The sequence below is a fragment of the Ornithinicoccus halotolerans genome, assembly GCF_009602535.1.
Classification (GTDB): Bacteria; Actinomycetota; Actinomycetes; order Actinomycetales; family Dermatophilaceae; genus Ornithinicoccus; species Ornithinicoccus halotolerans.
On sequence record NZ_WIQI01000005.1, the window covers coordinates 18,581 to 42,637 of the forward strand.

Below are 24,057 nucleotides of genomic sequence, written 5' to 3' on the forward strand. Positions count from 1 at the left end.
CCAGTGTGAGGGACCGTCACCCGTCAGCGGCGCGGCAGGCCGAGCAGCAGCCGGTCCAGCAGCGAGCCGCTGCGGTGGGCCCGGCCCTCGTCGAGGGAGACGTTGCCGCCGGTCCACGGCGGGTCGCCCTCCCGGGCCGCCTGGCTGTCGTCAGGTAACGGGTGCTCGGCCAGCGAGCGCTCGAGGGCCTCCCGCACCGACAGGTACGGCCCCTCCGCGCCGTCGAGCACCTCGCGCACGACGTGGTCGCCGCACACCAGGTCGTGGCCGAGGCTGTCGAACAGTGCCTGGACCGTGCCCGCCGGGACGCCGGCGACCAGGCCGGCGGCCGCGCCCGCGAGCCTGCGCTGGGGGATCGGCACCCGCACCTGCACCCGCTGCAGCCGGGCCACCTCGGCGTACCGCTCGACCAGCTCCGCATAGCTGAGGACCTCGTCGCCGCCGATGTCGTAGTGGCCGTGTCGCGGCTCCCCGCGCAGGCCGGCGAGCAGCAGCCGCACCACGTCCTCGATCGCGATCGGCTGCACCTGGTTCGTCAGCCAGGCGGGCACGGGGACGACCGGCAGCCGCTCGCTGAGCTGGCGCAGGATCTCGAACGACGTCGAGCCGGCGCCGATGACGATCGCCGCCCGCAGCACCAGGGCCGGCACCCCGCCGCTGACGAGGATCTCCTCGACCTGGTGCCGGGAGCGCAGGTGGACCGACAGCTGCTCGTCGGGCACCGCGGGCGGCAGGATCCCGGAGAGATAGACCAGCCGCTGCACGCCCGCGCTCTCGGCGGCACGGGCCAGCTGGTAGGCCGCCCGCCGGTCGCGGGCGACGAAGCCCTCGCCGTCGCCCATCGAGTGCACCAGGTAGAAGATCGCGTCGACACCGGTCACCGCCTGCTCGACGCTGTCCTCCTCGAGCAGGTCGAGCCCGAGCACGCGCACGTCCGGGCTGCTACTCCACGCGTAGCGGCTCGCGCGGGCCGGCTCGCGCATGCCGGCGGTGACGGTGTGGCCCTCGGAGAGGAGGGCCGGCACCAGCCGGGACCCGACGTAGCCGGCGGCGCCGGCGACGAGGACGTGCACGGGGACCTCCACGGGTGCCGGATCGGCCGGACGGCCAAGGGGTGTCCCCAACCTAGCGCCGCGCTGCGTAGGGTGCCCGCTATGGAGACGGTGCAGCTGGCGGGACTGGAACGGCCGTGGTCGCGGGTGGTGCTGGGGACGATGACGTTCGGTGACACCGCGGACGCCCGGGAGGCGGCGGCGATGGTGGAGGCGGCCCTGGAGGCGGGCATCACGTCGCTGGACACGGCCAACGTCTACGCCGGTGGCGAGACCGAGCGGATCCTGGCCGACATCCTGCGCGACCGGGACGACGTGCTGCTCGCCACCAAGGCCGGCATGCCGCACCCGGACGCCGGCGACCACGCCCCGCTGTCGGCCGCCGGGCTGCGGGCCTGCCTGGAGGCCAGCCTGCGGCGGCTCGGTCGCGACCGCGTCGACCTGTTCTACCTGCACAAGCCGGACCGGGACACCCCGGTGACCGAGACGATGGCCACGCTGGCCGACCTCGTCGGCGAGGGCCGCGTCGGCGCGGTCGGGGTGTCCAACCACGCCGCCTGGCAGATCGCGGACGTCAACGCCGTCGCCGACCAAGCGGGCTGCCCGCGTCCGGTCGTGGCCCAGCAGCTCTACAACGTGGTGGGCCGGCGGCTGGAGGAGGAGTACGCCGAGTTCGCCGCGACCACCGGGCTGCACACGGTGGCCTACAACCCGCTGGCCGGTGGGCTGCTCACCGGGCGCTACCAGCCCGACGAGGAACCGGTCGACGGCCGTTTCGGCAGCTCGGCGATGGCGGAGCGGTACCGCGACCGCTACTGGAACCAGCAGACGTTCGCGGCGGTCGCCGAGCTGACCCGCGTCGCCGAGGAGGCCGGGCTGTCGCTGGTGGAGCTGTCGCTGCGGTGGCTGCTCGGGCGCCCCGCCACCGGCTCCGTGCTCATCGGCAGCTCCCGGACCGCCCAGCTGCGGCAGAACCTCGACGCGCTGGCGCGCGGGCCGCTACCGGAGGACGTGCAGCGGGCCTGCGACGACGTCGGGGACCGGCTGCGCGGGCCGATGCCGCGCTACAACCGCTGACCCGGGGCGCGAGGCGGCAGCCCCAGCCGGTCCTCGAGCGCGTGCTCAACGTGGGGCACCAGGACGGCGACCGACGGCGGGAGCCGTCGGACCAGGCTAGTGCGCAGCGTTGCCGTTCTCGGCCACGGTGACGGTCTCCGGGCGGCCCTCGAGGCACCGGTAGCGCAGCAGCACCAGCCCTTCGGGGAACGACTGTGGTGGCTCCAGCTGAGCGAACCGGGTGGCTGCGGTGCCTTCGGGGAAGAGCTTCTTGCCCTGCCCGAGCACTACCGGGCACACCCACAGGTTCACCTGGTCGACCAGGGCCTCGCGGAACAGGGTGTGCAGCAGGTTCGCGCTGCCCCAGGTGTGGACCTGCTCATGCCGCTGCCGCAGCGCGGGGACGTCGGCGGCCACGTCGGTGATGTGGGTGCTGCCCTCCCAGGACAGCTCCGGCGTGCCGCGGGACGCGACGTACTTGGGGACCCGGTCGAAGACCTGCCCGATCTCGTCGGGCTGGCCCGGCCAGTAGCCACGGAAGATGTCGTACGTCGTGCGACCGAGCAGCAGCGCGTCGGATGCCTGCACGTGCGCCGCCAGCTGGCTGCCGGACTGTGAGCCCCAGAACGGGCGCTCCCAGCCGGCGTACGCGAAGTCCCCGTCCTGCTCGGTGGGGCCACCGTTGGCCTGGATCACGCCGTCGAGCGTGGTGATCATGTTGACGTGCAGCTCACCCATCGCGCGACCTCCTCCTCGCTCGTCGTGCCGACGTTGATGCTCATGTCGACCCCCGCTGGGTGCTGAACTCATCTGCGGGGATGGGAGCCGAGCCGGTGTCGCTACCCGACCACCACCTTGCCGAGCGCGCGTCCCTCGCCCACGTGAGCGAGCGCTGCCGGGACCTCGTCGAGCGTGAAGGTGCGGTCGATGTGGATGGTGACGTCCCCCGCCACGCACAGCGCGGCGAGCGGCTCGAAGTGGGGCGGTCCCTCCCTGACCGCCAGCACCCCGATCGAACGACCGGTGAGCCGCCCCGCCAGCCACCCGACGGTGAGCACGCGCAGCAGCGTGCGCACCGACCCACCGACGCACCGGTAGGTGCCGCCGGGCGCCAGCGCGCGGCGGTAGGCGAACACCGACCGGTGCGCCACCAGGTCCAGGACCAGGTCGTACCGTTCGGACGTGCGCGTGAAGTCGTTCCGGCGGTAGTCGATGACCTCGTCCGGCCCGACCGACCGCATGAAGTCCAGCTTGCCGGCGTTGTCGACGCCGGTGACGTGAGCGCCCAGCCGCTTGGCGAGCTGGATCGCGAACGATCCGGATCCGCCGCCAGCGCCGTTGATCAGGACCCGGCTGCCCCGGGTGGCGGGCGTGGTGCCCTGCAGGGCGATGGCCCCCGCCTGCGGGATGGTCGAGGCGGCCGCGAACGACAGCCGCGCCGGCTTGCGGGCGAGGACGGACTCCGGCGCGACCGCGTACTCGGCGAAGCCACCCTTCAGCGCGAGGTTGTCCCCATACACCTCGTCTCCGGACCGGAACCGGGTCACCCCCTCGCCCACGTCGTCGACCACGCCGGCGATGTCGGAGCCCAGCGTGCGGCGTGAGGGGGAGCTCAGCCCGCCCATCCGCGGTACGCCGGTCTCCCGCGCAGCGCCTCCCAGTCGCTGAGGTTGACCGAGGTCGCGGCGACCTGCACCCGCACCTGCCCCGGGCCCGGGGAGGGCACGGGCACCTCCTTGACGTGCAGCACCTCGGGGAGCCCGTACCGCTCGTAGACGACGGCCTTCACCTCGCCCTCCGGCTAGCCGCCGCGGCCGCTGACTCGGCTGAGGAGCCGACGGGCGGCGGCTGGGCGGGTGCTCATCCGGTCAGTCTGGCGGTGCCGGGGCCGGGGCGGCAACGCGCTGCCGCCGGGCTCGGCCCAGCAGCCGGTGCGCGTCGTCGCCGGCCAGCTGGCGGCCCCGGACCCCAGGCGTCGTTTCAGCGAGGTGGCGAGGTGGCGGCCTGGGGGTCAGGCGACGGTGGGTGCTCACCGGTTCGCGTCGGTGCGCAGCAGGCGCCACCCGCCACCGGCCAGCGCCGCGACCGCCCACGCGGCGAGGGTGAGCCGTGCCGACGTCGTGGTCATGTCGTCGCTCGGCCCCTCGCCGAAGACCAGGAACAGCGCGCCCGCTCCGGGCAGGTGAGCGGCGACGGTGACGGCCCACGGGTATCCCAGCTGCGCCAGCAGCAGCGGGAGCACCAGCATGAGCGCGAGCACGCTGACCAGGCCGGCCGCGGTGCTGCGGGTGACCAGCGCCAGCCCGACCCCCAGCAGCGCGCCACAGCCGAAGACGAGCCCCAGCCCGGCGAGCATCTCCGCGCCCGCTCTCACCGGCAACCCGGACTCGGGCACGAACAGCCACACCACCACGCTCGCGGACGCCACCAGGACCAGCGCGAGCACGCTCGCCGTGGCAGCGATCACACCGGCTCGGGCGGCCAGCAGCACACCACGCCGGGGCGTCCACTGCAGGGTCGGCACGATGCCACCGGTGCCGTCGTCGGCCGCGCCGGTGACCACGGACATCGCGGTGATCCCGAAGAGCGCGAACATGGCAGTCTGCCGGCCGGCGTCCCAGGCGCTGGCGCCCGGAGGGACGCCCGCGGGGTCGCCGGAGGCGTCGTAGCCCATGAGCGTGCCGACACCGACCACCGCGACGGTGATCGCACCGACGAAGGCCCAGCTGGAGCGGACGCTCCAGATCCGGCCCCACTCGGCCCGGCCGGTGCGGGTGAGGACGGTCACGGTGCTCATCGGGTCGCTCCGTTCGCGATCGGCTCGGCCGGGCGGCCGTGGTAGTCGACGCTGTCCTCGGTGAGGGACAGGTAGGCGTGCTCGAGTGACTGCTCGACCTCGGCGAGGTGGTGCACCGGGACACCGCGGGCGTGGGCGAGGTCGCCGATCTCGCTGGCGGGCAGGCCGGTGACCTCCAGCTCTCCCGGGGCGGTGCGCTCCACGACGCCACGGTCGGCCAGGAGCTGACCCAGCGCGTCGGCCCGTGGCGTCCTGACCCGTACCCGCTGCCCGCCCAGCCCGCGCAGCACCTGGTCGATGTCGGCGTCGGCGATCAGCCGTCCCCGGCCGATGATGACGACGCGGTCGGCGATCAGCTGCATCTCGCTCATCAGGTGGCTGGAGACCAGCACGGTGCGCCCCTCGTCGGCGAAGCCACGCAGCAGCGTGCGGACCCAGCGGACGCCGTCGAGGTCGAGACCGTTGACCGGCTCGTCGAACAGCAGGACCGGCGGATCGCCGAGCAGCGCGGCGGCGATCCCCAGCCGCTGCCGCATCCCGAGCGAGTAGCCCTTGATGCGCCGCCCGGCGGCCTTCCCCAGGCCGACCTCCGCGATGACCTCCTCGACCCGGGAACGCGCGATGCCGTTGCTCCGCGCCCCGATCCGCAGGTGGGCGCGTCCGGTCCGGCCTGGGTGCATCGCCCCGGCATCGAGCAGGGCCCCGACCTCGCGCAGCGGTGCCGCGAGGTCGACGTACCGCCTGCCATGGATGGTGGCCGTGCCGCTGGTGGGTCGGTCCAGGCCCATCACCACCCGCATCGTCGTCGACTTGCCCGCCCCGTTGGGCCCCAGGAAACCGGTGACCTTGCCCGGCTCGACGTCGAAGGAGACGCCGTCGACGGCCCGCACGCTGCCGTACTGCTTGCTGAGGGATCGCACGCTGATCATGGTTGGAACGCTAGGTCCGAGGCGGGACGGAGAGAGCGAGCGAACTGTGAAGGTTCCGTGCAGGTCAGCCGGCCGGCGGCCGCTATTCGGCGAGCAGTGCCGCCAGCGTGCCGCCCAGCTGGTAGGCGGCCTCCCGGTGCTCGTCGGTGACGTCGCCGACGACCTCCAGCACCTCGGCCTGCTGCCGCCAGCCGAGCGCGCCGACGATCGACCTGACCGAGCGCACCGCGCCAGCGGTGTCGTAGCGGCCGTGCACGTACAGCCCGAACGGGCGCCCGTGCGTGGCCCCGACCGACTCGTCGGCCGCTCCGCTGGCCGAGAGCGCGCCACCGACCTGGAGGAACGTGCTGTCGAAGAAGTGCTTGAGGGCCCCGGACATGTAGCCGAAGTTGGCCGGTGTCCCGAGCAGGTAGCCGTCGGCGGCCAGCACATCCTCCGCGCTGGCCGCGATGGCTCCTCGCTCGAGCACCTCGACGCCCTCGATGAGGTCGTCGCGGGTGCCGGCCAGCACCGACTCGGTCAGCGCGCGCACCCCGCGAGTGGGGGAGTGGTGGACCACCAGCAGCCGTTTCATCGGCCCGGCCCGGTCAGGCGCTGACCACGGCAGACCGCGCCCGCGAGCACGGGACGTGGTGGCGAGGTGGGCATCGAGGCTCCTTCGGGTACCCGTCTCGCCTCACCGTAGTGGGAGACGACCACGGCGGCAGATGACCTCCCGCGTGGTCTCGCCGCGGGGCTAGGCTCGCTCCATGAGCGCCTCGGAGGCGGAGCTCCTGCTGGCCGGGCTGAACCAGCGCGTCCGCCACCTCACCGTGCGGATCCAGGACCTGGTCGCCTCGCTGCTGCCGGACGCGCAGGAGGAGGTGGACACCACGGCCCGGCTGCTGGCCTTCACCTACCACCCGGGCACCTCCGACGGCCTCATCGTGGCGGTCGTGCCGCACACCACGCACGTGAACCTGCTGTTCGCACGCGGCGCCGAGCTCACCGAGGTCGACCGCCACGGCCTGCTCGAGGGCACCGGCAAGCGGGCGCGCCACATCCGGTTCCACGACGAGACCGAGCTGGACCGGCCCGGGATCGCAGCGCTGGTCGAGGAGGCCGCGCGGCGCACCCCGCGCCGGTAGCGGCACGGACCGGCTGCGGCTAGGCGCCGGGGAACCGGCCGGCCCGCACCAGCTGCCCGGGCAGGTCTCGCCCGAGGACGCCGGTGACCCAGCGCGCGACCGCCAGCAGCGCGTCCAGGTCCACACCGTGCTCGACCCCCTCCTTCTCCAGGAGGTAGCACAGGTCCTCGGTTGCGATGTTGCCCGTGGCCCCGGGCGCGAACGGGCACCCGCCGAGCCCGGCGACGGAGGCGTCCAGCACGGCCACCCCCTCCTCCAGCGCGGCGTAGGCGTTGGCGTACCCGGTGTTGCGGGTGTTGTGCAGGTGCAGCCCCACCGGCACGCCGAGGTCCTGGGACCCCCGCAGCAGCGCCCGGACCTGGCGAGGCGTGCCGACGCCGATGGTGTCCGCGTAGAGCAGCTCGTCGGCGCCCTCGATCCGGTGTGCCACCTGCAGCGGGAGACCCGGGTCGACCGCCCCCTCGAACGGGCACCCGAACGAGGCCGCGAGGGTGACGGTCACCCGCCTGCCGTCGGCGCGCGCGGCCGCTACCAGCTCGTTGGTCTCGGTGATGCTTTGCTCGACCGGCCGGCCCTGGTTGCGCTGGTTGAACGTCTCGGTCACGCAGAACGCCAGGTGCACCTCCTCGACCGGTGCCTCCCGCAGCCGCTCGTAGCCGCGCGGGTTGAGCACGAGAGCGCCTCGGGTGACGCCGGGCGCGTGACCGGTGGCGATGACCTCCTCGACGCCGGCCATCTGCGGCACCCGCTTCGGGTTGACGAAGCTGCCCACCTCGATGCGGCCCAGCCCGGTCCCGGCCAGGCGCGACACCAGCTCCGCCCGCACCGCGGGGGAGAGGTGCTCCGGCTCGTTCTGCAGGCCGTCCCGCGGCCCGACCTCGACCAGCTGCACCACGTCAGCGGCCATCTCACACCACTCCCTCAGCTGCCAGCCGCTGCCGGCGGCTCTCGTCCAGGCCCACCAGCCCACCCCAGATCTCGTCGTTGTGCTCACCCAGCTCCGGTCCCAGCCACCGCAGCCGGCCGGGCGTCCGGGACAGCCGGGGGGTGACGTTCTGCAGCGGGAAGTCGCCCAGCGTCCGGTGGACCAGCGTCGTGATCGCCTCCCGGGCGCGGAAGTGCTCGTCACCGAGCATGTCCCTGGCCGTGTACAGCAGCCCCGCCGGCACGCCCTCCTCGTGGAGCCGCCCCAGCAGCTGCTGGGTGGGGACCGCGGAGGTCCACTCCGTGATGAGCTCGTCCAGCTCGCTCTGGTGCCGGCCGCGGGCGTCGTGGTCCCGGTAGCGGCCGTCCGTGAGCAGGTCGGGCCGCCCCATGGCCTGCGCCAGCCGGGCGAACACGGTGTCGCGGTTGGCGCCGATGACGACCTGGTCGCCCTCGGCGGTCGGGTAGACGTTGCTGGGGGCCACGCCGGGCAGGATGGACCCGGTCCGTTCCCGGATCACGCCGCCGTGGGCGTACTGCGGGACCAGCGCCTCCATCATCGCCAGCACCGCCTCGTAAATGGCGGTGTCCACGACCTGGCCCTGGCCGGAGCGGGAGCGCTGCACCAGCGCCATGGTGGCCCCGAGCGCGGAGAACAGCCCGGCCAGCGAGTCCCCGATCGAGACCCCGACCCGGCTCGGCGGCGCGGACGGGTCACCGGTGATGTAGCGCAGCCCGCCCATGGCCTCACCGACCGAGCCGAAGCCGGCCCGCTCGGCGTACGGCCCGGTCTGGCCGTAGCCAGTGACGCGCACCATCACCAGTCCCGGGTTGTCGCCGGCGAGGGTGTCGTAGTCCAGCCCCCAGCGCTCCAGGGTGCCGGGCCGGAAGTTCTCGACGAGCACGTCGGCCTGCGCGATGAGCTCCCGGGCCAGCTGCTGGCCCTCGGGGGTGCGCAGGTTGCAGGTGACCGACTTCTTGTTGCGGGCGATGACCGGCCACCACAGCGAGGTGTCGCCGCCCTCCTCCACGCCCCAGCGCCGCATCGGGTCACCGGAGCTGGGGTCCTCGACCTTGACGACCTCGGCGCCGAAGTCGCCGAGCAGCTGCCCGCAGAACGGACCGGCGATGAGGGTGCCCATCTCGACCACGCGGATGCCGGCCAGCGGGCCGGAGTCGGGGGGAGCAGGGGTGTCGGGGGTGGTGGTCACGGGGTGGGGCCCTCCTCACGGGTGCGGCGGATGACGTGGTGGGCGGCGCGGATGTGGCCGGCCATGACGGACCCGGCCCAGCCGCCGTCCCGGGCCCGGATCGCCTCGATGAGCTCACGGTGGTGGCGGACGCTGCGCTCGCGTTCCTGCGCGTCGTAGGAGGCGAAGGCGCTGTGGACGAGGCTGGTCGCGATGACGCTCTCCAGCAGGTGGGTCAGCAGCGGGTTGCCCGAGCCGTCGTGGATGTGGCGGTGGAAGGCCAGGTTCAGCCGGGTCACCTCCGCGGTGGGGCCGTTGGCGGCCAGCTCCTCCTCCATGGCGTTCGCCAGCCGTTCCAGCTCGGCCAGGTCGCCGCAGCCGCCGGTCTCGGCGGCCCGGCGGGCGGCATGGCCCTCCAGCAGTGCCCGCAGGTCGAAGATCGCGTCCACCTCGGCGGCGGAGTGCGAGACCACCCGCGCCCCGCGACGCGGGGTGATCCGCACCAGCCCGTCGCTCTCCAGCCGGCGCAGCGCGTCGCGCACCGGGGTGCGGCTGGTGCCGAGCAGCTGGGCCACGCTCTCCTCCCGCAGCGGCTCGTCCGGCCCCCAGATCCCGGAGAGCACCAGCTCGCGCAGTCGCTGGTAGCTCTCGGCCGTCGAGGTCGGGCTCACGCCGCTACCTGCTCGGTCCGCACGGGGGCGGTGTCGGGGGTGCGCGGGTCCGGCCGGAGGTAGGAGAGCACCACGACCAAGGCCACGTTGGCGAGCAGGCCGATGATGCCGTTGGGCAGGCCCCACGGGCTCTCGTAGCCGGCGAACGTCAGCCCGCCCGCGAGCACCGCCCCGACCGCGGCCCCGACGAGGGCGCCGGTGGCGGACATCCGCTTCCAGTACAGCCCCAGCATGAACGCCGGTGCGATCTGGGCCAGCAGCTCCAGCTTGAGCACGAAGATCTGGTAGAGGGTGCCCGGCGGGTTCCAGGCGATCATCAGCAGCACCGCCACGGCCGCCACGCTCACCCACTTGCCGACCTTGACCTGGGTCGCCTCGTCGGCCCGGCGGCCGATCGCGGTCTGCCCGAAGACGTCGCGGGAGATCATGGAGCCGAACGCCAGCAGGGCCGAGTCGGCGGTGGACACGATGGCGGCGACGACGCCGCCGAAGAAGACCACCATGAGCAGGTACATCACCGGGTGCAGGGCGGCGACGTCGTTGGCCATCCGGCCGACCAGCTGCTCGGACTCGCCCTCGGTCAGCCCGGGGTAGAGGGTGATGCCGATGATCCCGATGACGAACACGAACGCGGTCGTCACCAGCGGCATCCAGGCCATGCCGGCCAGGGACCGGCGCAGCGTCTGCTCGCTGCGCGCCGCGTAGACGCGCTGGATGGCGTGGGGGTACATCGCCGCGGCGAGGCCGACCATGACGATCATCGACAGCCAGCCGACCAGGCCGGGCCACTCCGGGGTGGCGATCTTGTCCGGCGCCTGCGTGTGCAGGTACTCGGTGACCGCGCCCGGGGTGCCGCCGGCCAGGTACAGGCCGCCCAGCAGCAGCGCCAGCACCCCCAGCAGCAGCGCGATGCCCTGCATGACGTCGGTCATGGCAACGGCGCGCATCCCGCCCACCCAGGAGTAGGTGAGCATGACCAGCACGAAGCCGATCACGCCCACCTGGTAGGGGACGGTGTTGCCGGTCAGCCCGCTGATGCCCTGCCCCATGGCCACCAGCTGCTCCAGCAGGTAGTTGCCCAGCCCCCACAGCAGCAGGAAGGTCACCACCCCTGCGAGGGCCCGGGAGCCGAACCGGTGGTGGATCCAGTCGATGGGGGTGACGAAGTGGTGGCGCCGGGCGACCATGTACAACCGCGGCGCGAACAGCAGGTACGCGACCACGACCGCGGTCATGAACGGCACCGACATCCACCAGGAGAACCCCGTGCGGTAGGCGGTCGGGGCGTAGCCCACGACCGAGTTGCCGCTGTACTGGGTCGCGTACAGCGTGAAGAACAGGGCGACCAGGCCCAGGTCCCGGCCGGCCAGGAAGTAGCCGGCCAGCGACTCCTTGGCCCGGGGCCGCCGGCGACCCGCGACCCAGCCGAGGGCGAGCATGATCGCGGCGTAGACCAGCAGGATGATGACACCGCTGGCGCCTCCGAAGGTGAGGTTCACCGGTCCCCCTCCCCACCCTGCTGGCCGCTGGCGTCCTCGACGTCCTCCAGCCGCCACTGGGTCAGGCAGGCCCAGCAGGTGATCGCCGACAGCGCCACGGCCGCCAGGACCGAGACCCAGAACCAGGCGGGCAGGCCCAGCACGAACGGGTCCACCGTCCCGGCAGGGACGTACCAGGGGACTCCCGCCAGGATGGCCACTGCCAGCAGGATCCACAGCAGCGGTCGCGAGATGGGTTCACGGGCGGGCGGCACCGCGCGCTGGTGGGTCATCGTTGATCCCTTCGTGGTCGGACCCACCGAAGGCTTGTATACAAAGAGGCGACCGTCAACCCCAGCCGTCGGGATTTTGCCAAGTTCTGTACACAACGTGGCTCATCCGGTACACAGGTCTGTTATGGCGGCGACCTACATCCACGGCCACGGCGAACCGGTGCTGCGCTCCCACCGGTGGCGCACGGTGCAGAACTCGGCGGCCTACCTGCTGCCCTACCTGCGCCCCGGCCACCGGCTGCTCGACGTGGGCTCCGGGCCGGGCACCATCACCGCCGACCTGGCCCGCCTGGTGGGCCCGGAGCACCTCACCGCGCTGGAGCGGACTGAGGACGCACTCGCGCTCACCCGGGCCGAGCTGGAGCGGCAGCGGGTGGCCGGTCCCCGGCTGCTGGTGGGCGACGCCACGGACCTGCCGCTCCCGGACGACTCCGTCGACGTGGTGCACGCCCACCAGGTGCTGCAGCACGTGGCCGACCCGGTCGCGGTACTGCGGCAGATGCTCCGGGTGTGCCGCCCGGACGGCGTCGTCGCGGCGCGGGACGCCGACTACGCCGCGTTCGCCTGGTACCCGCGCCACCCGGCGCTGGACCGCTGGATGCGCCTCTACCAGAGCGTCGCGCGCGCCGGCGGCGGGGACCCGGACGCGGGGCGGGCGCTGTACGCCTGGGCCCGGGCCGCCGGCGCGGCCTGGGTGGTGCCCAGCACCAGCACCTGGCTGCACGTGGGGGAGGAGGCCCGGTGGTGGGGGGAGCTGTGGGCCGACCGGGTCAGCGACCCTGCCGGCACCTTCGCCCGCACGGCCCTGGAGCGGGGCCTGGCCGACCAGGACGAGCTGGCCGCGCTCGCCGACGGCTGGCGGGAGTGGGCGGGGGAGCCGGACGCGTGGTTCTGCCTGCTGCACGGCGAGGTGCTGTGCGGCCCGGCCGGCGACCCACCGGAGGCCTGACCGGTCACCCGGCCCGGCCGCTACCTCTGCCCGGTTGCCCGCCGTCCGCGGGTCAGCCAGGCCCGAGCGGGAACGTCCGCAGCCAGCCGCACATCCCGGCGCGCCGCGGCCCGGGGTGCCCCTCGGCGTGGTCGTGACGCGCGTCGGCCAGGTAGCTGGCGTCACCGGCCGCCAGCCGGGCCAGCTGCTGGCCGGTGCGGTCGGCCTGGGCGCGGGCGCCCTGCTCCCACCGTTCGGTCCACTCCTCCAGCCGGGGCTTCACCAGCACCGCGGCGGCCTGGTGCAGCGGCTCCAGCGCCTCCGGGCCGTGCTGCTCGACCCGGTCCCGGAGCACGAGGTAACCCTCCAGGGCCAGGTCCCGCCGGCGGCGGGCGGCCTCGGCCACGGCGTCCGGGCCGGCGTCCGACGAGGGCAGCCGGACCGCCTGCTGGTAGCGGTCGGGATCGGCCAGCACGTCCGGCGGGAAGGTCAGCACGGCGTCACCGGCCTCGGGCAGGCCGCGGTTCTGCATGATGACCACGATCTCCAGGCCGCCGGTGTTGACCAGCCGGTGCACCGTGCCGGGGGTGAACCAGAACACCTCGCCGGGTGCGAGGGCGTGCTGGCCGGCGCCGCTACCGTCCAGGGTCTGCACCGCGCCGCTGCCGGCGAGCACGACGTAGGCCTCGGCCGACACGGTGTGCAGGTGCGGGGTCCCCCCACCCACCAGCTCCCAGTCGAGGGCCGTCCCGGCGCCCGGGCCGCTCCCCAGCTCGCCGGCCAGGATGTGGTCGGCGTCCGGCACCGGGAAGTCGTAGACCTGCAGGTGGCTCACGTTCACCGCCCCCGGGAAGCCCGACTCAGCCATCGCCGCCCTCCAGCACGTCGTGGACCCGCTGCACCAGGTCCTGGCACGTCCCAGTGTCCAGCGCGCCGGCATGGACCGCGACCCCGTAGCGGAACGTCAGCGTCGCGCCGGGGTCGAAGCCGACCTCCTCGCTGAAGAACGGTGCGGGGCACAGCGCGGCGAACGGCTCGCTGCGCACGAACCACTGCGGCGGGCAAGCCGGGTTGCCGGGCCCGTCGACCATGACGATGCCCGAGCTGGTCCCGGTGCCGTCGTGCCGGCCGCTGTAGCCACACCAGGACGCGCGCCTGCCGCGCACGTCCTCACCCGAACCGGCCACGCCCGCGGACAGCACCTGCCCGCCGGTGAACGACCGCGGCCCGCGCCAGAACAGCCCGCCGTAGCCGGCGTTCTCCCGGCCCTTGGTGGTGGGGCTGCCGATCGGCAGCGGCTCCTCGCTGCTGTTGCGCATGCTCGAGGTGAAGGTCAGCACCCAGGTCGCCTCGTCCAGCACGCGGGCGCCGAGCGTCCGGGTCTCGGCCACGACCTCGGCGCCGGCCCGGGTGCGCCACACCAGCTCCTCCTCGACCGCGAGCGCCCCGCCGTCGGTGCCCAGCCGGGTGAAGCGCTGGTGCTCCATCGACCCGTTGCTGTCCCGCTGGAGGTAGCCGCCGACCTCGGGCACGTAGTCGCCGCCGCCCCAGAAGTTGTGCCGGCCGACCACCGGCAGCGCCCAGGAGATCCCCTTGTGCCAGACGTGGTCGTGCGGCCGGTACAGGGTGACCAGCTGACCGGCCAGGTCGTGGATCGGGTGCAGGTACGGCTTGGGCGACTCCAGCTGCGGCTCGGCGGGCCGGTGCACGTAGCGGAACAGCAGCCGGCCGCCGCTGCGTGCCTCCAGCGCCTCGTCGTGCTCGACCAGCTCGATCATGGGCGGGTCTCCTCCGGGTCGGTAGCGGCGTGGCTAGGGGCGGCTGGACGTGCCGTCGGCGCCGGCGGCCGGCCAGGGCGTGCCGTCGCCGTCCATCCGGTCGTAGAAGGCGTGGCCGGGGGCGATCTCGCCGGCCCGCACGGTGCGGTCGGTGAACGCCGAGGCGTAGATGGCGGCACTCAGCTCGAGGGTGCGGCGGGCGTCCGGGAGCGGCACCGGCAGCGGCCCGCCGGTCCGGATGGCGGCCAGCGCCCGGCCGACCTGCCCGCGGTGGCTGGTGCGGTCGACCTCCGCCCCTGCCGCCTCGGCGGGGTCGGCGTCATCGACCGGGTCGACGGGGTCGACGGTGTCGCGCGCGCTGCGGCCCGCCTCGTCGGCCCAGCGGGTGGTCAGCTCCTCGTGGCCGGGTGCGGCGGTGAGCCGCCAGTCGGACTCGCCGTGGCCGTACAGGTGGTGCAGCTCGACCGTGGCGTGCTCGGTGTCGAACCGCAGCTCGCTGCTCTCCCGGGGGGACAGCAGCGAGTTGACCACGCTGACCAGCGTGCCGTCGGCCATCGTGACCAGCGCCATCGACACGTCCTCGGTGTCGACGTCGCGGGCCTGCCGGGCCGCGACCGCGCGGACCTCGCGCCACGGGCCGAGCACCGACAGCAGCAGGTCGACCTGATGGATGCCGTGGCCCATCGTCGGGCCCCCGCCCTCGGCGTCCCAGGTCCCGCGCCAGGGCGTCTCGAAGTAGGACGGCGGCCGGTACCACTGGGTGTGGCAGGTGGCCAGCAGCGAGCGGCCCAGGGTGCCGTCACCCAGCCACCGGCGCAGCCGCTCGGCGGCGGCGCCGAACCGGTGCTGGAAGACCACGCCGGCGCGCGCGTGCCGGCCTCTCCGGTCGGCCGGGGCGGCGTCCTGGGCCGCGACCAGCCGGTCGAAGTCCGCCAGCGACAGCGCCGGCGGCTTCTCCAGCAGCACGTGCACCCCGCTGGCCAGCGCCTCCGCGGCCAGCGCCACGTGCGTGCCGGGCGGGGTGCACACGTGCACGACGTCCAGGCCGTCCCCGCTGGCCAGCAGCTCCTGCAGGCTCCCGGCAACGGCGGCCGCCTCGTGCTCCCGGCCGAACTCCTCGGCGCGCCCGCGGTCCAGGTCGGCCACGCCGGCGAGCTCGACGTCATCCCGGTGGGCGCGGAGCGCCCGCGCGTGGGCGGCGGCGATCCCCCCGGTGCCGACGATCCCGGCACGGAGCGGAGCGGAGTCGGGACGGGGAGGCGCGGTCGGCATACGAGTGCCCTCCAGTTGGGAATGCGCTTTCCCTCATCAACCTAGCAGACCCGGGTGCCCCGCGACGATCACCGTGCCGCGCCGACCACCCTGCCGCGCGGAGCGGGGCGCAGCGGCATCACGCCACGCGCTGGAGCAGCACCAGCCCGCCGAGCACCACGGCCGCCACGACCAGCAGCCGGGGCCAGATCCGCCGGAACGGCTTGCCGGCGACGAGCAGGCCCACCACGACCGGCACGCTGAACAGGCTCATCGACAGTCCCGCCCACATCAGGCCCACGACGGGCTCGGGGTCGCCGCACTCGATGAAGCACCCGGTCCAGCTGAACACGGCGAGCAGCGCTACCTGCCCGGCGGGAAGACCCACGACGGCGAGCGCCAGGACGGCGGCCAGGATGCCTCGCACCGCATGTCGCGCACCGGAGCTCCGCCCGCTCGGCCGCGGTGCGGGTCCGAGCCGCCCGTCGGCTTGGTACCCGGCGTGGCCCGGTGACTCCTCCGACGCCGACATGCATGACCTCCCTCGCGTCCCGCCGCAGCGGCGAGAACCGTTGATCCTGACCGAGGGGGTGCCGGTGGGCGCGGCTGAAGGCCGCCCCCCGGTCGCCCTCCGGGAGGAAGACTGCCACAGCCAGGCCGTGCCGTACGCAGCGTGCCCGTCGAGTGGCGCACGGCATCACCGGGCGAATGCTGCCAGCATGGCGGCATGGCCAGCCGTGGTGGCGAGGACCCGCTGGAGCGCTACCGGCGGATGCGCGACTTCGCGCGGACGCCCGAGCCGAGCGGGGAGCGGCCGGAGCCCGAGGACGGGGACCGGCGGTTCGTCGTGCAGCGACACCGGGCGACCCGGCGCCACTACGACTTCCGGCTCGAGATCGACGGCGTCCTGGTGAGCTGGGCGGTGCCCAAGGGGCCGACCCTTGACCCCGGCGCCCGGCGGCTCGCGGTGCACGTGGAGGACCACCCGATCGAGTACCTGCACTTCGAGGGCGTGATCCCCGAGGGGGAGTACGGCGGCGGTGACGTGATCGTGTGGGACATGGGGAGCTGGGAGCCGGTCAAGCCCGACGACCCCGCCACGGGGGTCCGGGAGGGCGAGCTGCACCTGGACCTGCACGGGGAGAAGCTGGCCGGCCGGTTCGTCTTGGTGCGCACCGAGAAGGGCGACTCGGGTGGGGACAAGGAGCAGTGGATGCTGCTGCACAAGAAGGACGAGCACGCGGTGGAAGGGTGGGACGCCGAGGACCACCCCCGCTCGGTGCTGACCCGCCGCACCAACGCCGAGGTCAAGGCCGACCCCGACCGGCTCTGGCGCTCGGACCTGCCGGCGGCCGAGGCCGCGGTGGAGCTGCGGGCGGAGGCGCCCGAGGCCCCTACCCTCGAGCAGCTGGAGGCGCTCGACGCGCTGGGGGAGGAGGGCGACTGGGAGGTGTTCGGCCGCACGGTGCGGGTGACCAACCTCGACAAGGAGCTGTTCCCGGCGCGCGAGGGGGAGCAGCCGGTCAGCAAGCGGGAGCTGCTGCGGTACGCGGCCGCGATCGCCCCGGTGGTGGTGCCGTACCTGGCCGGCCGGGCGCTCAACATGCACCGGTACCCGCAGGGCGCCGGCGGCAAGGGGTTCTGGCACAAGGAGCTGCCCGACCACGCGCCGGACTGGCTGCCTCGGTGGGACAACCCGGACGCCGACCCGGGGGAGACGCAGACCTACCTGGTGGTCGACGAGGCGGCGGCGCTGGTGTGGGCGGCGAACTACGGGGCGCTGGAGTGGCACCCGTGGACCTCCCCGACCGAGGCGCCGGACCGGCCGAGCTACGTGCTGTTCGACATCGACCCCGGCGAGCGCACCGGCTGGGAGGAGACGTTGGAGCTGGCACGGCTGCACCGCACCGCCTTCGACCACATGGAGGTGCGCGCCTACCCCAAGGTCACCGGCAAGCGCGGCATCCAGGTGTGGGTGCCGATCGCCCCGGGACCCTCCTTCGACGAGACGCGGGAGTGGGCCGAGAAGGTCTCCCGCAGCATCGGCACAGTGCTGCCCGACCTCATCAGCTGGAAGTGGCAGCTGAAGGAGCGCAACGGACGGGCGCGGCTGGACTACACCCAGAACGCGGTCAACAAGACCCTCGTCGCGCCGTACAGCCCCCGGCCGGCACCGGGTGCACCGGTCTCGGTGCCGATCAGCTGGGACGAGCTGGACGACCCCGACCTACGGCCGGACCGGTGGACGATCCGTAGCCTGCCCGACCGGCTCGAGGAGGTCGGGGACCTGTTCCGCCCGGTGCTGCACCACGACCAGCGGCTGCCCAAGGTGAGGTAGCGGCGCGGGTCACCTCTGGGTCGGCCATCCGCGCTGGTCGGGGAGCAGACCCGGCCGGCCCTGGCGGCGACCGGCGCGCGGGCGCGGGCCCTCGCCTAGGCTCCGGGCTGTGCTCCCACCCGATGCGCTGCGCCAGACCCCTGTCCTCACCGGCGAGCGGGTCCGGCTGGACCCGCTGACGCCGGCGAACGGGGACGTCTTCATCCGCTCCGGGCTGGACCTCGACCCCGAGGTGCGCCGGCTGACCGGCACGCACGCGACGTTCACCCGGGCGCAGCTGGAGCGCTGGGTGGCCACCCGGGAGGAGCAGGGCGACCGCTGCGACTGGGTGATCGTCGACCGCGCGACCGGGGAGCAGGTGGGCGAGTGCGCCCTGAACGACCTGGACGCCGGCAACGCCTCGGCCGGCTTCCGGATCGCGCTCCACGGGCTGGCCAGGACCGGCCAGGGCTACGGATCCGCGGCCGCCCGGCTGGTCCTGGACCATGCCTTCGACACGGTGGGGCTGCACCGGGTCGGGCTGGAGGTCTATGACTTCAACTCCCGTGCGCTTCGGGCCTATGAGCGGGTGGGCTTCCGGCGCGAGGGCGTGCTGCGCGAGGCACTGCACTGGGACGGGGAGTGGCACGACGCGGTGCTGATGTCGGTGCTGGCCCACGAGCACCGAGGGCCTGCCCACGGGTAGGCTCACCAGCACCGATCAGCAGCAGAGTGGAGGGAAGCCTCGTGGAGGTCCGACTGGCGTACGGCGAGACCGGCCTGGTGGTCGACCTGCCCGAGGACGTCACGACGGTGGTCGAGCCGCGGTACCAGCCCGGAGCGCCCGACCCGCGGGCGCTGCTGCGCGAGCGGCTGCGGCACCCGGTCTCCGGCCCTCCGCTCCGTGAGATCGTGCGGCCCGGGCAGACGGTGGCGATCTCGATGTGCGACGGCACCCGCGCCCAGCCGCGGCACCTGATGATCCCCGCCGTCCTGGACGAGCTGCAGGGCACCGTCGACCCGGCGGACGTGGTGGTGCTGGTGGCGACCGGCACCCACCGGGGGAACACCGACGAGGAGATCCGGGCCATGCTCGGCGGCGACGTCGCCGACCGGGTCCGCGTCGTCAACCACGACGCCCGCGACGAGTCCACGCTGGTGTGGATGGGGACCCATGGTGAGGACGTGCCGGTCTGGCTGGACCGCGCGTGGGTCGAGGCCGACGTGCGCATCACCACCGGCTTCGTCGAGCCGCACTTCTTCGCCGGCTTCAGCGGCGGCCCCAAGCTGGTCGTGCCCGGCCTGGCCGGTCTCGAGACGGTGCTCACCCTCCACGACGCCCGACGGATCGGCAGCCCGGAAGCCACCTGGGCGGTCTGCGAGGGCAACCCGGTGCACGACGACATCCGGGCCGTCGTCGCGGCCACCGGCCGGGTCGACTTCGCCCTCGACGTCGTCCTCAACCGCGACCAGCAGATCGTGGACGCCTTCGGCGGGGAGCTGTTCGCCATGCACGCCGCCGCCCGGGAGGCGGCCAGGGAGCTGGCGATGGCGCCGGTCGACGGCCGCTACGAGGTCGTGGTCACGACCAACTCCGGGTACCCGCTGGACCAGAACCTCTACCAGGCGGTCAAGGGCATCTCCGCGGGGGCGACCGTGCTCGCCGACGGCGGCACCATCATCTGCGCGGCCGAGTGCCGGGACGGCTTCCCCGACCACGGCGGCTACCGCGAGGTGCTGCAGAGCGCTGACTCCCCGCAGGCGCTGCTCGCCGGCATCGAGGCGCGGCCGCAGGCCCTCCCCGACCAGTGGCAGGTGCAGGTCCAGGCCAAGCTGCAGACCCGCGCCCGGATCGTCATGCACACCTCCCGGCTGGCCGAGGAGGAACTGGCCAAGGCCCACCTGGAGCACACCCACGACATCGGCGCCACCGTGCGGGAGGCGCTCGCCGCGGCCGGGCCGGGTGCCCGCGTGTGCGTGCTGCCGGAGGGCCCGCAGACGATCCCCTACGCGCGCCAGCCCGGCTCAGCCGGGCTCGCCGCGGGACTTACGCCGGGCGACCACGACCAGGTCGACGACCGCCACGACGGCCAGCACCGCGAGCCCGACCGTGATCCAGACCGGGCCGTCCACGGCCAGTGACCAGAGCGCGCCACCGGCGCACACCAGCAGCCCGAAGGTCGCCAGCACCAGCCGCAGCGTCAGCGCGCTCGCCGCGGGTGCCGCTCCACCGAGGCCACCGGTGGGGTCGTGGTGGTCCGGCCGGGCCCTGCGCACCGGGTCGGAACCGGGATCATTCATCTCCCCAGGATGCGGCGGGGTGCGCGCCCATGCCACCGCGGTGCCCCAGTCAGCGCCGGTCAGCAGGCAGTTCCGTCGCAGGCGGCGTGACGCGCGAGGCCGCCCCGGCGTTCCTACGCTGAGGCCATGAGCGGCCGCGACCCCGACCACGTGGTGCGCCGCCCCGTCAACTACCAGACCTGGCAACAGCTGACCTTCCTGCACTGGCGCTACGACGCGGCCACGGTGCAGCCGCTGCTGCCGGACGGGCTGACCGTGCAGGAGTGGGACGGGGCCACCTGGGTCGGGATCACCCCGTTCCGGATGAGCGATGTCCGCCTGCCCGGGCTGCCACCGCCCCCGGGCTGGGACGCCTTCCCGGAGCTGAACGTGCGCGCCTACGTGCGGGACCAGCACGGGCGGGACGGGATCTGGTTCCTCGGGATGCTGGTGCCCCGGGCCAGCTTCCTGGCCACGCTACGCAGCCTCGGGCTGCCGTACCAGCTGTCCAACTGCGAGATGGACGCCGACGAGCGGCGGTGGAGCTACCGCTTCGGGACGCCGGGGTGGCTGCACCGGCGGGGTGACCGGTGGTTCACCGCACAGGTGGAGGTCGGCCAGCCGCTGCCCGAGCAGCAGCGCACGCCGCTGCTGGACAGCGTCACCGGTCGCTGGTGGGCCTACCACCGCCGGGCCCGGGTGCTGTGGCACACGCCGGTCGAGCACGAGCCGTGGCCGCTCCACCACGCCACGGTGACCGGCGACCTGACAGCGCCGCTGCTGTGGTCGGGGCTGCCGGAGCCGGCGGCCGAGCCGATGGCGCACGCCGCGCCCGCGGTGCACGCCAGGTTCGGGCCGGCCCGCCCGGCCGGTACACGTCGTCGCTTGTCGAACGGCAACGCTGGCTGAGTAGGACAACGAGTGCGCTCGAGCGCACCGTTTGCCCTACGGCGAGTCGTCCTCCGGCGAGGTGCGGGCGGGGGGCCCGGGGCGTGCGTGGCGTGGCGCGGGCGCGGCGGTAGTGTCCTGGGCATGCCCGAGATGGACCCCACCTTCACCGCGCTGCCGTTGCGGGCGCTGGCCGACGCCGCGCTGGACCGGGCGCGGACGCTGGGCGCCTCGCACGCCGACCTGCGCGTCATGCGGACCAACGTGCTGCACCGGGTGCTGCGCGACAGCCGGCTGGAGTCCAGCGGTGACCGCTCCGAGCTCGGGCTGAGCGTGCGGGTGGTGCACGACGGCTCCTGGGGCTTCGCCGCCGGCGTCGTGCTGACCCCGGAGGAGGCGGCCCGGCTGGCCGAGCAGGCCGTCGCGATGGCCACGGTGGCGCGCCCGCTGGTGCAGCGGCCGGTGGAGCTGGCGCCCGAGCCGGTGCACGCGGACCGGATCTGGGTCTCCTCCTACCAGGTCAACCCCTTCGAGGTGCCCGAGAGCGACCGGCTGGGCCGGCTCACCGAGCTGTCCGAGCGGCTGCTGGCCGCGGACCCGGTGCACCACGCCACCACGACCCTGCTGGCCGTGCAGGAGAACACCTTCTACGCCGACCTCGCCGGGACCTCGACCACCCAGCAGCGGGTCCGGGTCGAGCCGAGCCTGGAGGCGGTCCACGTGGGCGAGCAGGGCTTCGTCACGATGAGCACCGTGGCCCCGCCGGCTGGCCGAGGCTGGGAGTACCTCACCGGCGCGGGCTGGGACTTCGACGACGAGGTCGAGCGGCTGCCCGAGTGGCTCGCCGAGCACGCCGCGGCGCCCTCGGTCGAGGCCGGCCGCTACGACCTGGTGATCGAGCCGAGCAACCTGTGGCTGACCATCCACGAGTCGGTGGCCCACGGCACCGAGCTGGACCGGGCGCTGGGCTACGAGGCGGCCTACGCCGGCACCTCGTTCGCGACCTTCGACCAGCTGGGGTCGCTGCAGTACGGGTCCCAGCACATGACCGTCACCGGCGACCGAGTCACCGAGCACGGGCTGGCCACCGTCGGCTACGACGACGAGGGGGTAGCGGCGCAGAGCTTCCAGATCATCCGCGACGGGGTACTGGTGGGCTACCAGCTGAACCGGCAGATGGCCCAGGAGAAGGGTTTCGGCCGCTCCAACGGGTGCGCCTACGCCGACTCGGCCGGTCACATCCCGCTGCAGCGGATGCCCAACGTCTCGCTGCAGGCCGACCCCGACGGCCCGGACGTGGCGGACCTTATCTCCGACGTCGACGACGGCATCTACGTCGTCGGCAACAAGTCGTGGTCGATCGACATGCAGCGCTACAACTTCCAGTTCACCGGGCAGCGGTTCTACCGGATCCGGGACGGGCGGCTGGCGGGGCAGGTCAAGGACGTGGCCTACCAGGCGACGACGACCGAGTTCTGGGGATCGATGGACGCCGTGGGCGGGCCGAGCACCTACCTGCTGGCCGGGACGTTCAACTGCGGCAAGGGCCAGCCCGGGCAGGGCGCGCCGGTGAGCCATGGCAGCCCGGCTGCCCGCTTCCGGGACGTGAACGTGCTCAACACCAGCGCGGAGGGGAGCCACTGATGACCGACGCACCCGTGACCCGGTGGCTGGAGGAGGCGCTGGCGGCCTCGACCGCCCGGGACTGCACCGTCCTCGTCCGCGAGTCGCACGAGGTCAACCTCCGGTGGGCCGGCAACGCGCTGACGACCAACGGCACGATGACCCAGCGCGAGGCCACCGTCATCAGCACCGCCGAGGTCGAGGGCGGGGTCTCGGCCGTCTCCGTCTCCGGGCCGCTGGCCCAGGGCGAGGACCTGCTGCGGCTGGTGCGGCAGGCCGACCGGGCCGCTACCGGGGCACCCGCCGACGAGGAGGCGACGCCGCTGGTGGGCAGCGCGGAGGAGGAGTCCGTCGTGGACGAGGACTTCGCGGCCCCGGCCGAGCGGGTCGGGCCCGAGGACTTCGCTGCCCTGGCCGGGCAGCTGGGCCGGGCGTTCCAGCGGGCGCAGGCGGCCGGTCACCTGCTGTACGGGTTCTCGGAGTACCGCCGCACCACCACCTGGCTGGGCAACTCGGTCGGGCTGCGACGGCGGGCGGTGGAGCCGATGGGCCGGCTCGAGGTCAACGCCAAGGCGCCCGACCTGGTCAACTCCGCCTGGGTGGGTGCGCAGAGCAACGACTTCGCCGACGTCGATGTCGCCGCGATGCACGACCAGCTGGAGCAGCGGCTGGGCTGGGGCCAGCGCCGCGTGGACCTGCCGCCGGGGGAGTACGAGACCATCCTGCCGCCGGGGGCGGTGGTGGACCTGCTGGTCTACGCGTACTGGACGATGAGCGCCCGGGACGCCGAGGAGGGGCGCAACGTCTACGCGGGCCGGCAGCGGGGGAGGACCCGGGTCGGGGAGCGGCTCTCGCCGCTCCCGGTCACCATGGCCAGCGACCCGCACGACCCGCGGCTGCCGGTCGCGCCGTTCGCGGTGGTCCCCAGCTCCGCGCCCGGGATGGCCTCGGTGTTCGACAACGGCGCCCCCGTCGGCCGGGTGGAGTGGCTGCGGGACGGCGAGCTCGCCGCCCTGGTGCGCACCCGCGCGGGGATGCGCCGGGCCGGCGCGGAGGGCCCGCTGCCGTTCCCGAGCGAGAACCTCATCGTCGACGCGGGCGGCACCGCGACGCTGGAGGAGATGGTGCGCTCCACCAAGCGCGGGCTGCTGCTCACCTGCCTGTGGTACATCCGTGAGGTGGACCCGCAGACGCTGCTGCTCACCGGCCTCACCCGCGACGGCGTCTACCTCATCGAGGACGGCGAGGTCGTCGCGGCGGTCAACAACTTCCGCTACAACGAGTCACCCATCGACCTGCTCGGCCGCGTCACCGAGGCCAGCCGCGCCGAGCACACGCTGTGCCGGGAGTGGAACGACTGGTTCACCCGCTCGGTCGCGCCGGCGCTGCGCATCCCCGACTTCACGATGTCGACGGTGAGCCAGGCCCACTGACCGGCCCGCGCCGCTTCACCGGGGCGGCAGCTGCTGCACGGG

26 protein-coding genes are annotated in these 24,057 nt (G+C 73.9%); 9 read left to right on the plus strand and 17 right to left on the minus strand.

Translation table 11 applies throughout. The features are described from left to right. Nucleotides 1-23 precede the first annotated feature (23 nt). Nucleotides 24-1,073, minus strand: coding sequence for an NAD(P)H-binding protein (locus GFJ45_RS02185; RefSeq protein WP_194288466.1), 1,050 nt, complete (start codon nt 1,071-1,073; stop codon nt 24-26). Nucleotides 1,074-1,154: 81 nt separating this feature from the next. Between GFJ45_RS02185 and GFJ45_RS02190 the strand changes: the two genes are divergently transcribed. Then, nucleotides 1,155-2,129, plus strand: coding sequence for an aldo/keto reductase (locus tag GFJ45_RS02190; protein ID WP_153393672.1), 975 nt, complete (start codon nt 1,155-1,157; stop codon nt 2,127-2,129). 96 nt (nt 2,130-2,225) lie between these two features. Here GFJ45_RS02190 and GFJ45_RS02195 read toward each other — a convergent pair whose 3' ends face one another. The 6 genes from GFJ45_RS02195 to GFJ45_RS02215 form a co-directional block, all read right to left on the minus strand. After that, entirely contained in the window at nt 2,226-2,846 is a 621-nt protein-coding gene (locus GFJ45_RS02195; protein WP_153393674.1) for a dihydrofolate reductase family protein, read from the minus strand. A 101-nt stretch (nt 2,847-2,947) separates the two neighbouring features. Then, entirely contained in the window at nt 2,948-3,733 is a 786-nt protein-coding gene (locus GFJ45_RS02200; RefSeq protein ID WP_228386372.1) for an NAD(P)-dependent alcohol dehydrogenase, read from the minus strand. Then, nucleotides 3,721-3,897: a hypothetical protein gene (locus GFJ45_RS16640; protein ID WP_228386373.1), complete on the minus strand. Its 177-nt coding sequence runs from the start codon at nt 3,895-3,897 to the stop codon at nt 3,721-3,723. The genes GFJ45_RS02200 and GFJ45_RS16640 overlap by 13 nt, the downstream gene beginning before the upstream one ends. A 240-nt stretch (nt 3,898-4,137) precedes the next feature. Then, a complete protein-coding gene (locus tag GFJ45_RS02205; RefSeq protein WP_153393676.1) occupies nt 4,138-4,905 on the minus strand; it encodes a hypothetical protein in 768 nt (255 codons plus the stop codon). Then, nucleotides 4,902-5,834 carry an ABC transporter ATP-binding protein gene (locus GFJ45_RS02210; protein ID WP_153393678.1) on the minus strand — a complete coding sequence of 311 codons (933 nt, stop codon included), beginning with the start codon at nt 5,832-5,834 and terminating at the stop codon, nt 4,902-4,904. The genes GFJ45_RS02205 and GFJ45_RS02210 overlap by 4 nt, the downstream gene beginning before the upstream one ends. An 82-nt stretch (nt 5,835-5,916) precedes the next feature. Then, complete coding sequence (locus GFJ45_RS02215) at nt 5,917-6,408, minus strand: flavodoxin family protein (RefSeq protein WP_153393680.1); 492 nt, start codon at nt 6,406-6,408, stop codon at nt 5,917-5,919. 175 nt (nt 6,409-6,583) lie between these two features. On the opposite strand from GFJ45_RS02215, the gene GFJ45_RS02220 reads away from it, so the two are divergent. Further along, nucleotides 6,584-6,961, plus strand: coding sequence for a DUF1801 domain-containing protein (locus GFJ45_RS02220; protein ID WP_153393683.1), 378 nt, complete (start codon nt 6,584-6,586; stop codon nt 6,959-6,961). A gap of 19 nt (nt 6,962-6,980) precedes the next feature. Here the strand turns inward: GFJ45_RS02220 and GFJ45_RS02225 are convergent, their stop codons facing one another. Genes GFJ45_RS02225 through GFJ45_RS02245 form a run of 5 tightly spaced genes read right to left on the minus strand, consistent with a single transcriptional unit; the run spans nt 6,981 to nt 11,517 of the window. Continuing rightward, nucleotides 6,981-7,868, minus strand: coding sequence for a hydroxymethylglutaryl-CoA lyase (locus tag GFJ45_RS02225; protein WP_153393685.1), 888 nt, complete (start codon nt 7,866-7,868; stop codon nt 6,981-6,983). Between the two features lies 1 nt (nt 7,869). Continuing rightward, complete coding sequence (locus tag GFJ45_RS02230) at nt 7,870-9,096, minus strand: CaiB/BaiF CoA transferase family protein (RefSeq protein WP_153393687.1); 1,227 nt, start codon at nt 9,094-9,096, stop codon at nt 7,870-7,872. After that, complete coding sequence (locus tag GFJ45_RS02235; RefSeq protein ID WP_194288467.1) at nt 9,093-9,746, minus strand: GntR family transcriptional regulator; 654 nt, start codon at nt 9,744-9,746, stop codon at nt 9,093-9,095. Before GFJ45_RS02235 ends, GFJ45_RS02230 begins: the two co-directional genes overlap by 4 nt. Beyond that, entirely contained in the window at nt 9,743-11,245 is a 1,503-nt protein-coding gene (locus tag GFJ45_RS02240) for a sodium:solute symporter family protein (protein WP_153393691.1), read from the minus strand. Before GFJ45_RS02240 ends, GFJ45_RS02235 begins: the two co-directional genes overlap by 4 nt. After that, nucleotides 11,242-11,517, minus strand: coding sequence for a hypothetical protein (locus GFJ45_RS02245; RefSeq protein WP_153393693.1), 276 nt, complete (start codon nt 11,515-11,517; stop codon nt 11,242-11,244). Before GFJ45_RS02245 ends, GFJ45_RS02240 begins: the two co-directional genes overlap by 4 nt. Nucleotides 11,518-11,641: 124 nt before the next feature. On the opposite strand from GFJ45_RS02245, the gene GFJ45_RS02250 reads away from it, so the two are divergent. Beyond that, complete coding sequence (locus GFJ45_RS02250) at nt 11,642-12,466, plus strand: class I SAM-dependent methyltransferase (RefSeq protein ID WP_153393695.1); 825 nt, start codon at nt 11,642-11,644, stop codon at nt 12,464-12,466. A 52-nt stretch (nt 12,467-12,518) separates the two neighbouring features. Here GFJ45_RS02250 and GFJ45_RS02255 read toward each other — a convergent pair whose 3' ends face one another. The 4 genes from GFJ45_RS02255 to GFJ45_RS02270 form a co-directional block, all read right to left on the minus strand. Next, entirely contained in the window at nt 12,519-13,313 is a 795-nt protein-coding gene (locus GFJ45_RS02255) for a cupin domain-containing protein (RefSeq protein WP_153393697.1), read from the minus strand. Next, nucleotides 13,306-14,223 (minus strand): DUF6807 domain-containing protein, encoded by a 918-nt coding sequence (locus GFJ45_RS02260; RefSeq protein ID WP_153393699.1) that lies wholly within the window; start codon nt 14,221-14,223, stop codon nt 13,306-13,308. The genes GFJ45_RS02255 and GFJ45_RS02260 overlap by 8 nt, the downstream gene beginning before the upstream one ends. Nucleotides 14,224-14,256: 33 nt before the next feature. Then, entirely contained in the window at nt 14,257-15,495 is a 1,239-nt protein-coding gene (locus GFJ45_RS02265) for a Gfo/Idh/MocA family protein (protein WP_153393701.1), read from the minus strand. Nucleotides 15,496-15,613: 118 nt separating this feature from the next. Then, the gene (locus GFJ45_RS02270; protein ID WP_153393703.1) at nt 15,614-15,901 is read right to left on the minus strand and encodes a hypothetical protein; all 288 of its coding nucleotides are present in this window, start codon (nt 15,899-15,901) and stop codon (nt 15,614-15,616) included. A 300-nt stretch (nt 15,902-16,201) separates the two neighbouring features. On the opposite strand from GFJ45_RS02270, the gene ligD reads away from it, so the two are divergent. The 3 genes from ligD to larA all read left to right on the plus strand — a co-directional run bounded on the left by ligD (nt 16,202) and on the right by larA (nt 19,933). Further along, the gene (gene ligD / locus GFJ45_RS02275) at nt 16,202-17,812 is read left to right on the plus strand and encodes a non-homologous end-joining DNA ligase (protein WP_153393705.1); all 1,611 of its coding nucleotides are present in this window, start codon (nt 16,202-16,204) and stop codon (nt 17,810-17,812) included. A gap of 109 nt (nt 17,813-17,921) precedes the next feature. After that, a complete protein-coding gene (locus tag GFJ45_RS02280; RefSeq protein WP_153393707.1) occupies nt 17,922-18,497 on the plus strand; it encodes a GNAT family N-acetyltransferase in 576 nt (191 codons plus the stop codon). Between the two features lie 41 nt (nt 18,498-18,538). Then, entirely contained in the window at nt 18,539-19,933 is a 1,395-nt protein-coding gene (gene larA / locus GFJ45_RS02285) for a nickel-dependent lactate racemase (RefSeq protein ID WP_153393709.1), read from the plus strand. On the opposite strand, the gene GFJ45_RS02290 is transcribed toward larA, so the two are convergent. Then, complete coding sequence (locus GFJ45_RS02290; protein WP_153393711.1) at nt 19,817-20,092, minus strand: DUF6343 family protein; 276 nt, start codon at nt 20,090-20,092, stop codon at nt 19,817-19,819. The two genes, larA and GFJ45_RS02290, sit on opposite strands and share 117 nt — an antisense overlap. A 126-nt stretch (nt 20,093-20,218) precedes the next feature. Here GFJ45_RS02290 and GFJ45_RS02295 point away from each other — a divergent pair, with 126 nt between their 5' ends. From GFJ45_RS02295 to GFJ45_RS02305, 3 genes are all read left to right on the plus strand, one after another. After that, nucleotides 20,219-20,980: a YqjF family protein gene (locus tag GFJ45_RS02295; protein ID WP_153393713.1), complete on the plus strand. Its 762-nt coding sequence runs from the start codon at nt 20,219-20,221 to the stop codon at nt 20,978-20,980. A gap of 123 nt (nt 20,981-21,103) precedes the next feature. Next, the gene (locus GFJ45_RS02300; RefSeq protein ID WP_153393715.1) at nt 21,104-22,603 is read left to right on the plus strand and encodes a TldD/PmbA family protein; all 1,500 of its coding nucleotides are present in this window, start codon (nt 21,104-21,106) and stop codon (nt 22,601-22,603) included. Further along, nucleotides 22,603-24,015 carry a metallopeptidase TldD-related protein gene (locus GFJ45_RS02305; RefSeq protein WP_153393717.1) on the plus strand — a complete coding sequence of 471 codons (1,413 nt, stop codon included), beginning with the start codon at nt 22,603-22,605 and terminating at the stop codon, nt 24,013-24,015. The genes GFJ45_RS02300 and GFJ45_RS02305 overlap by 1 nt, the downstream gene beginning before the upstream one ends. The last annotated feature ends 42 nt before the right edge of the window (nt 24,016-24,057 follow it).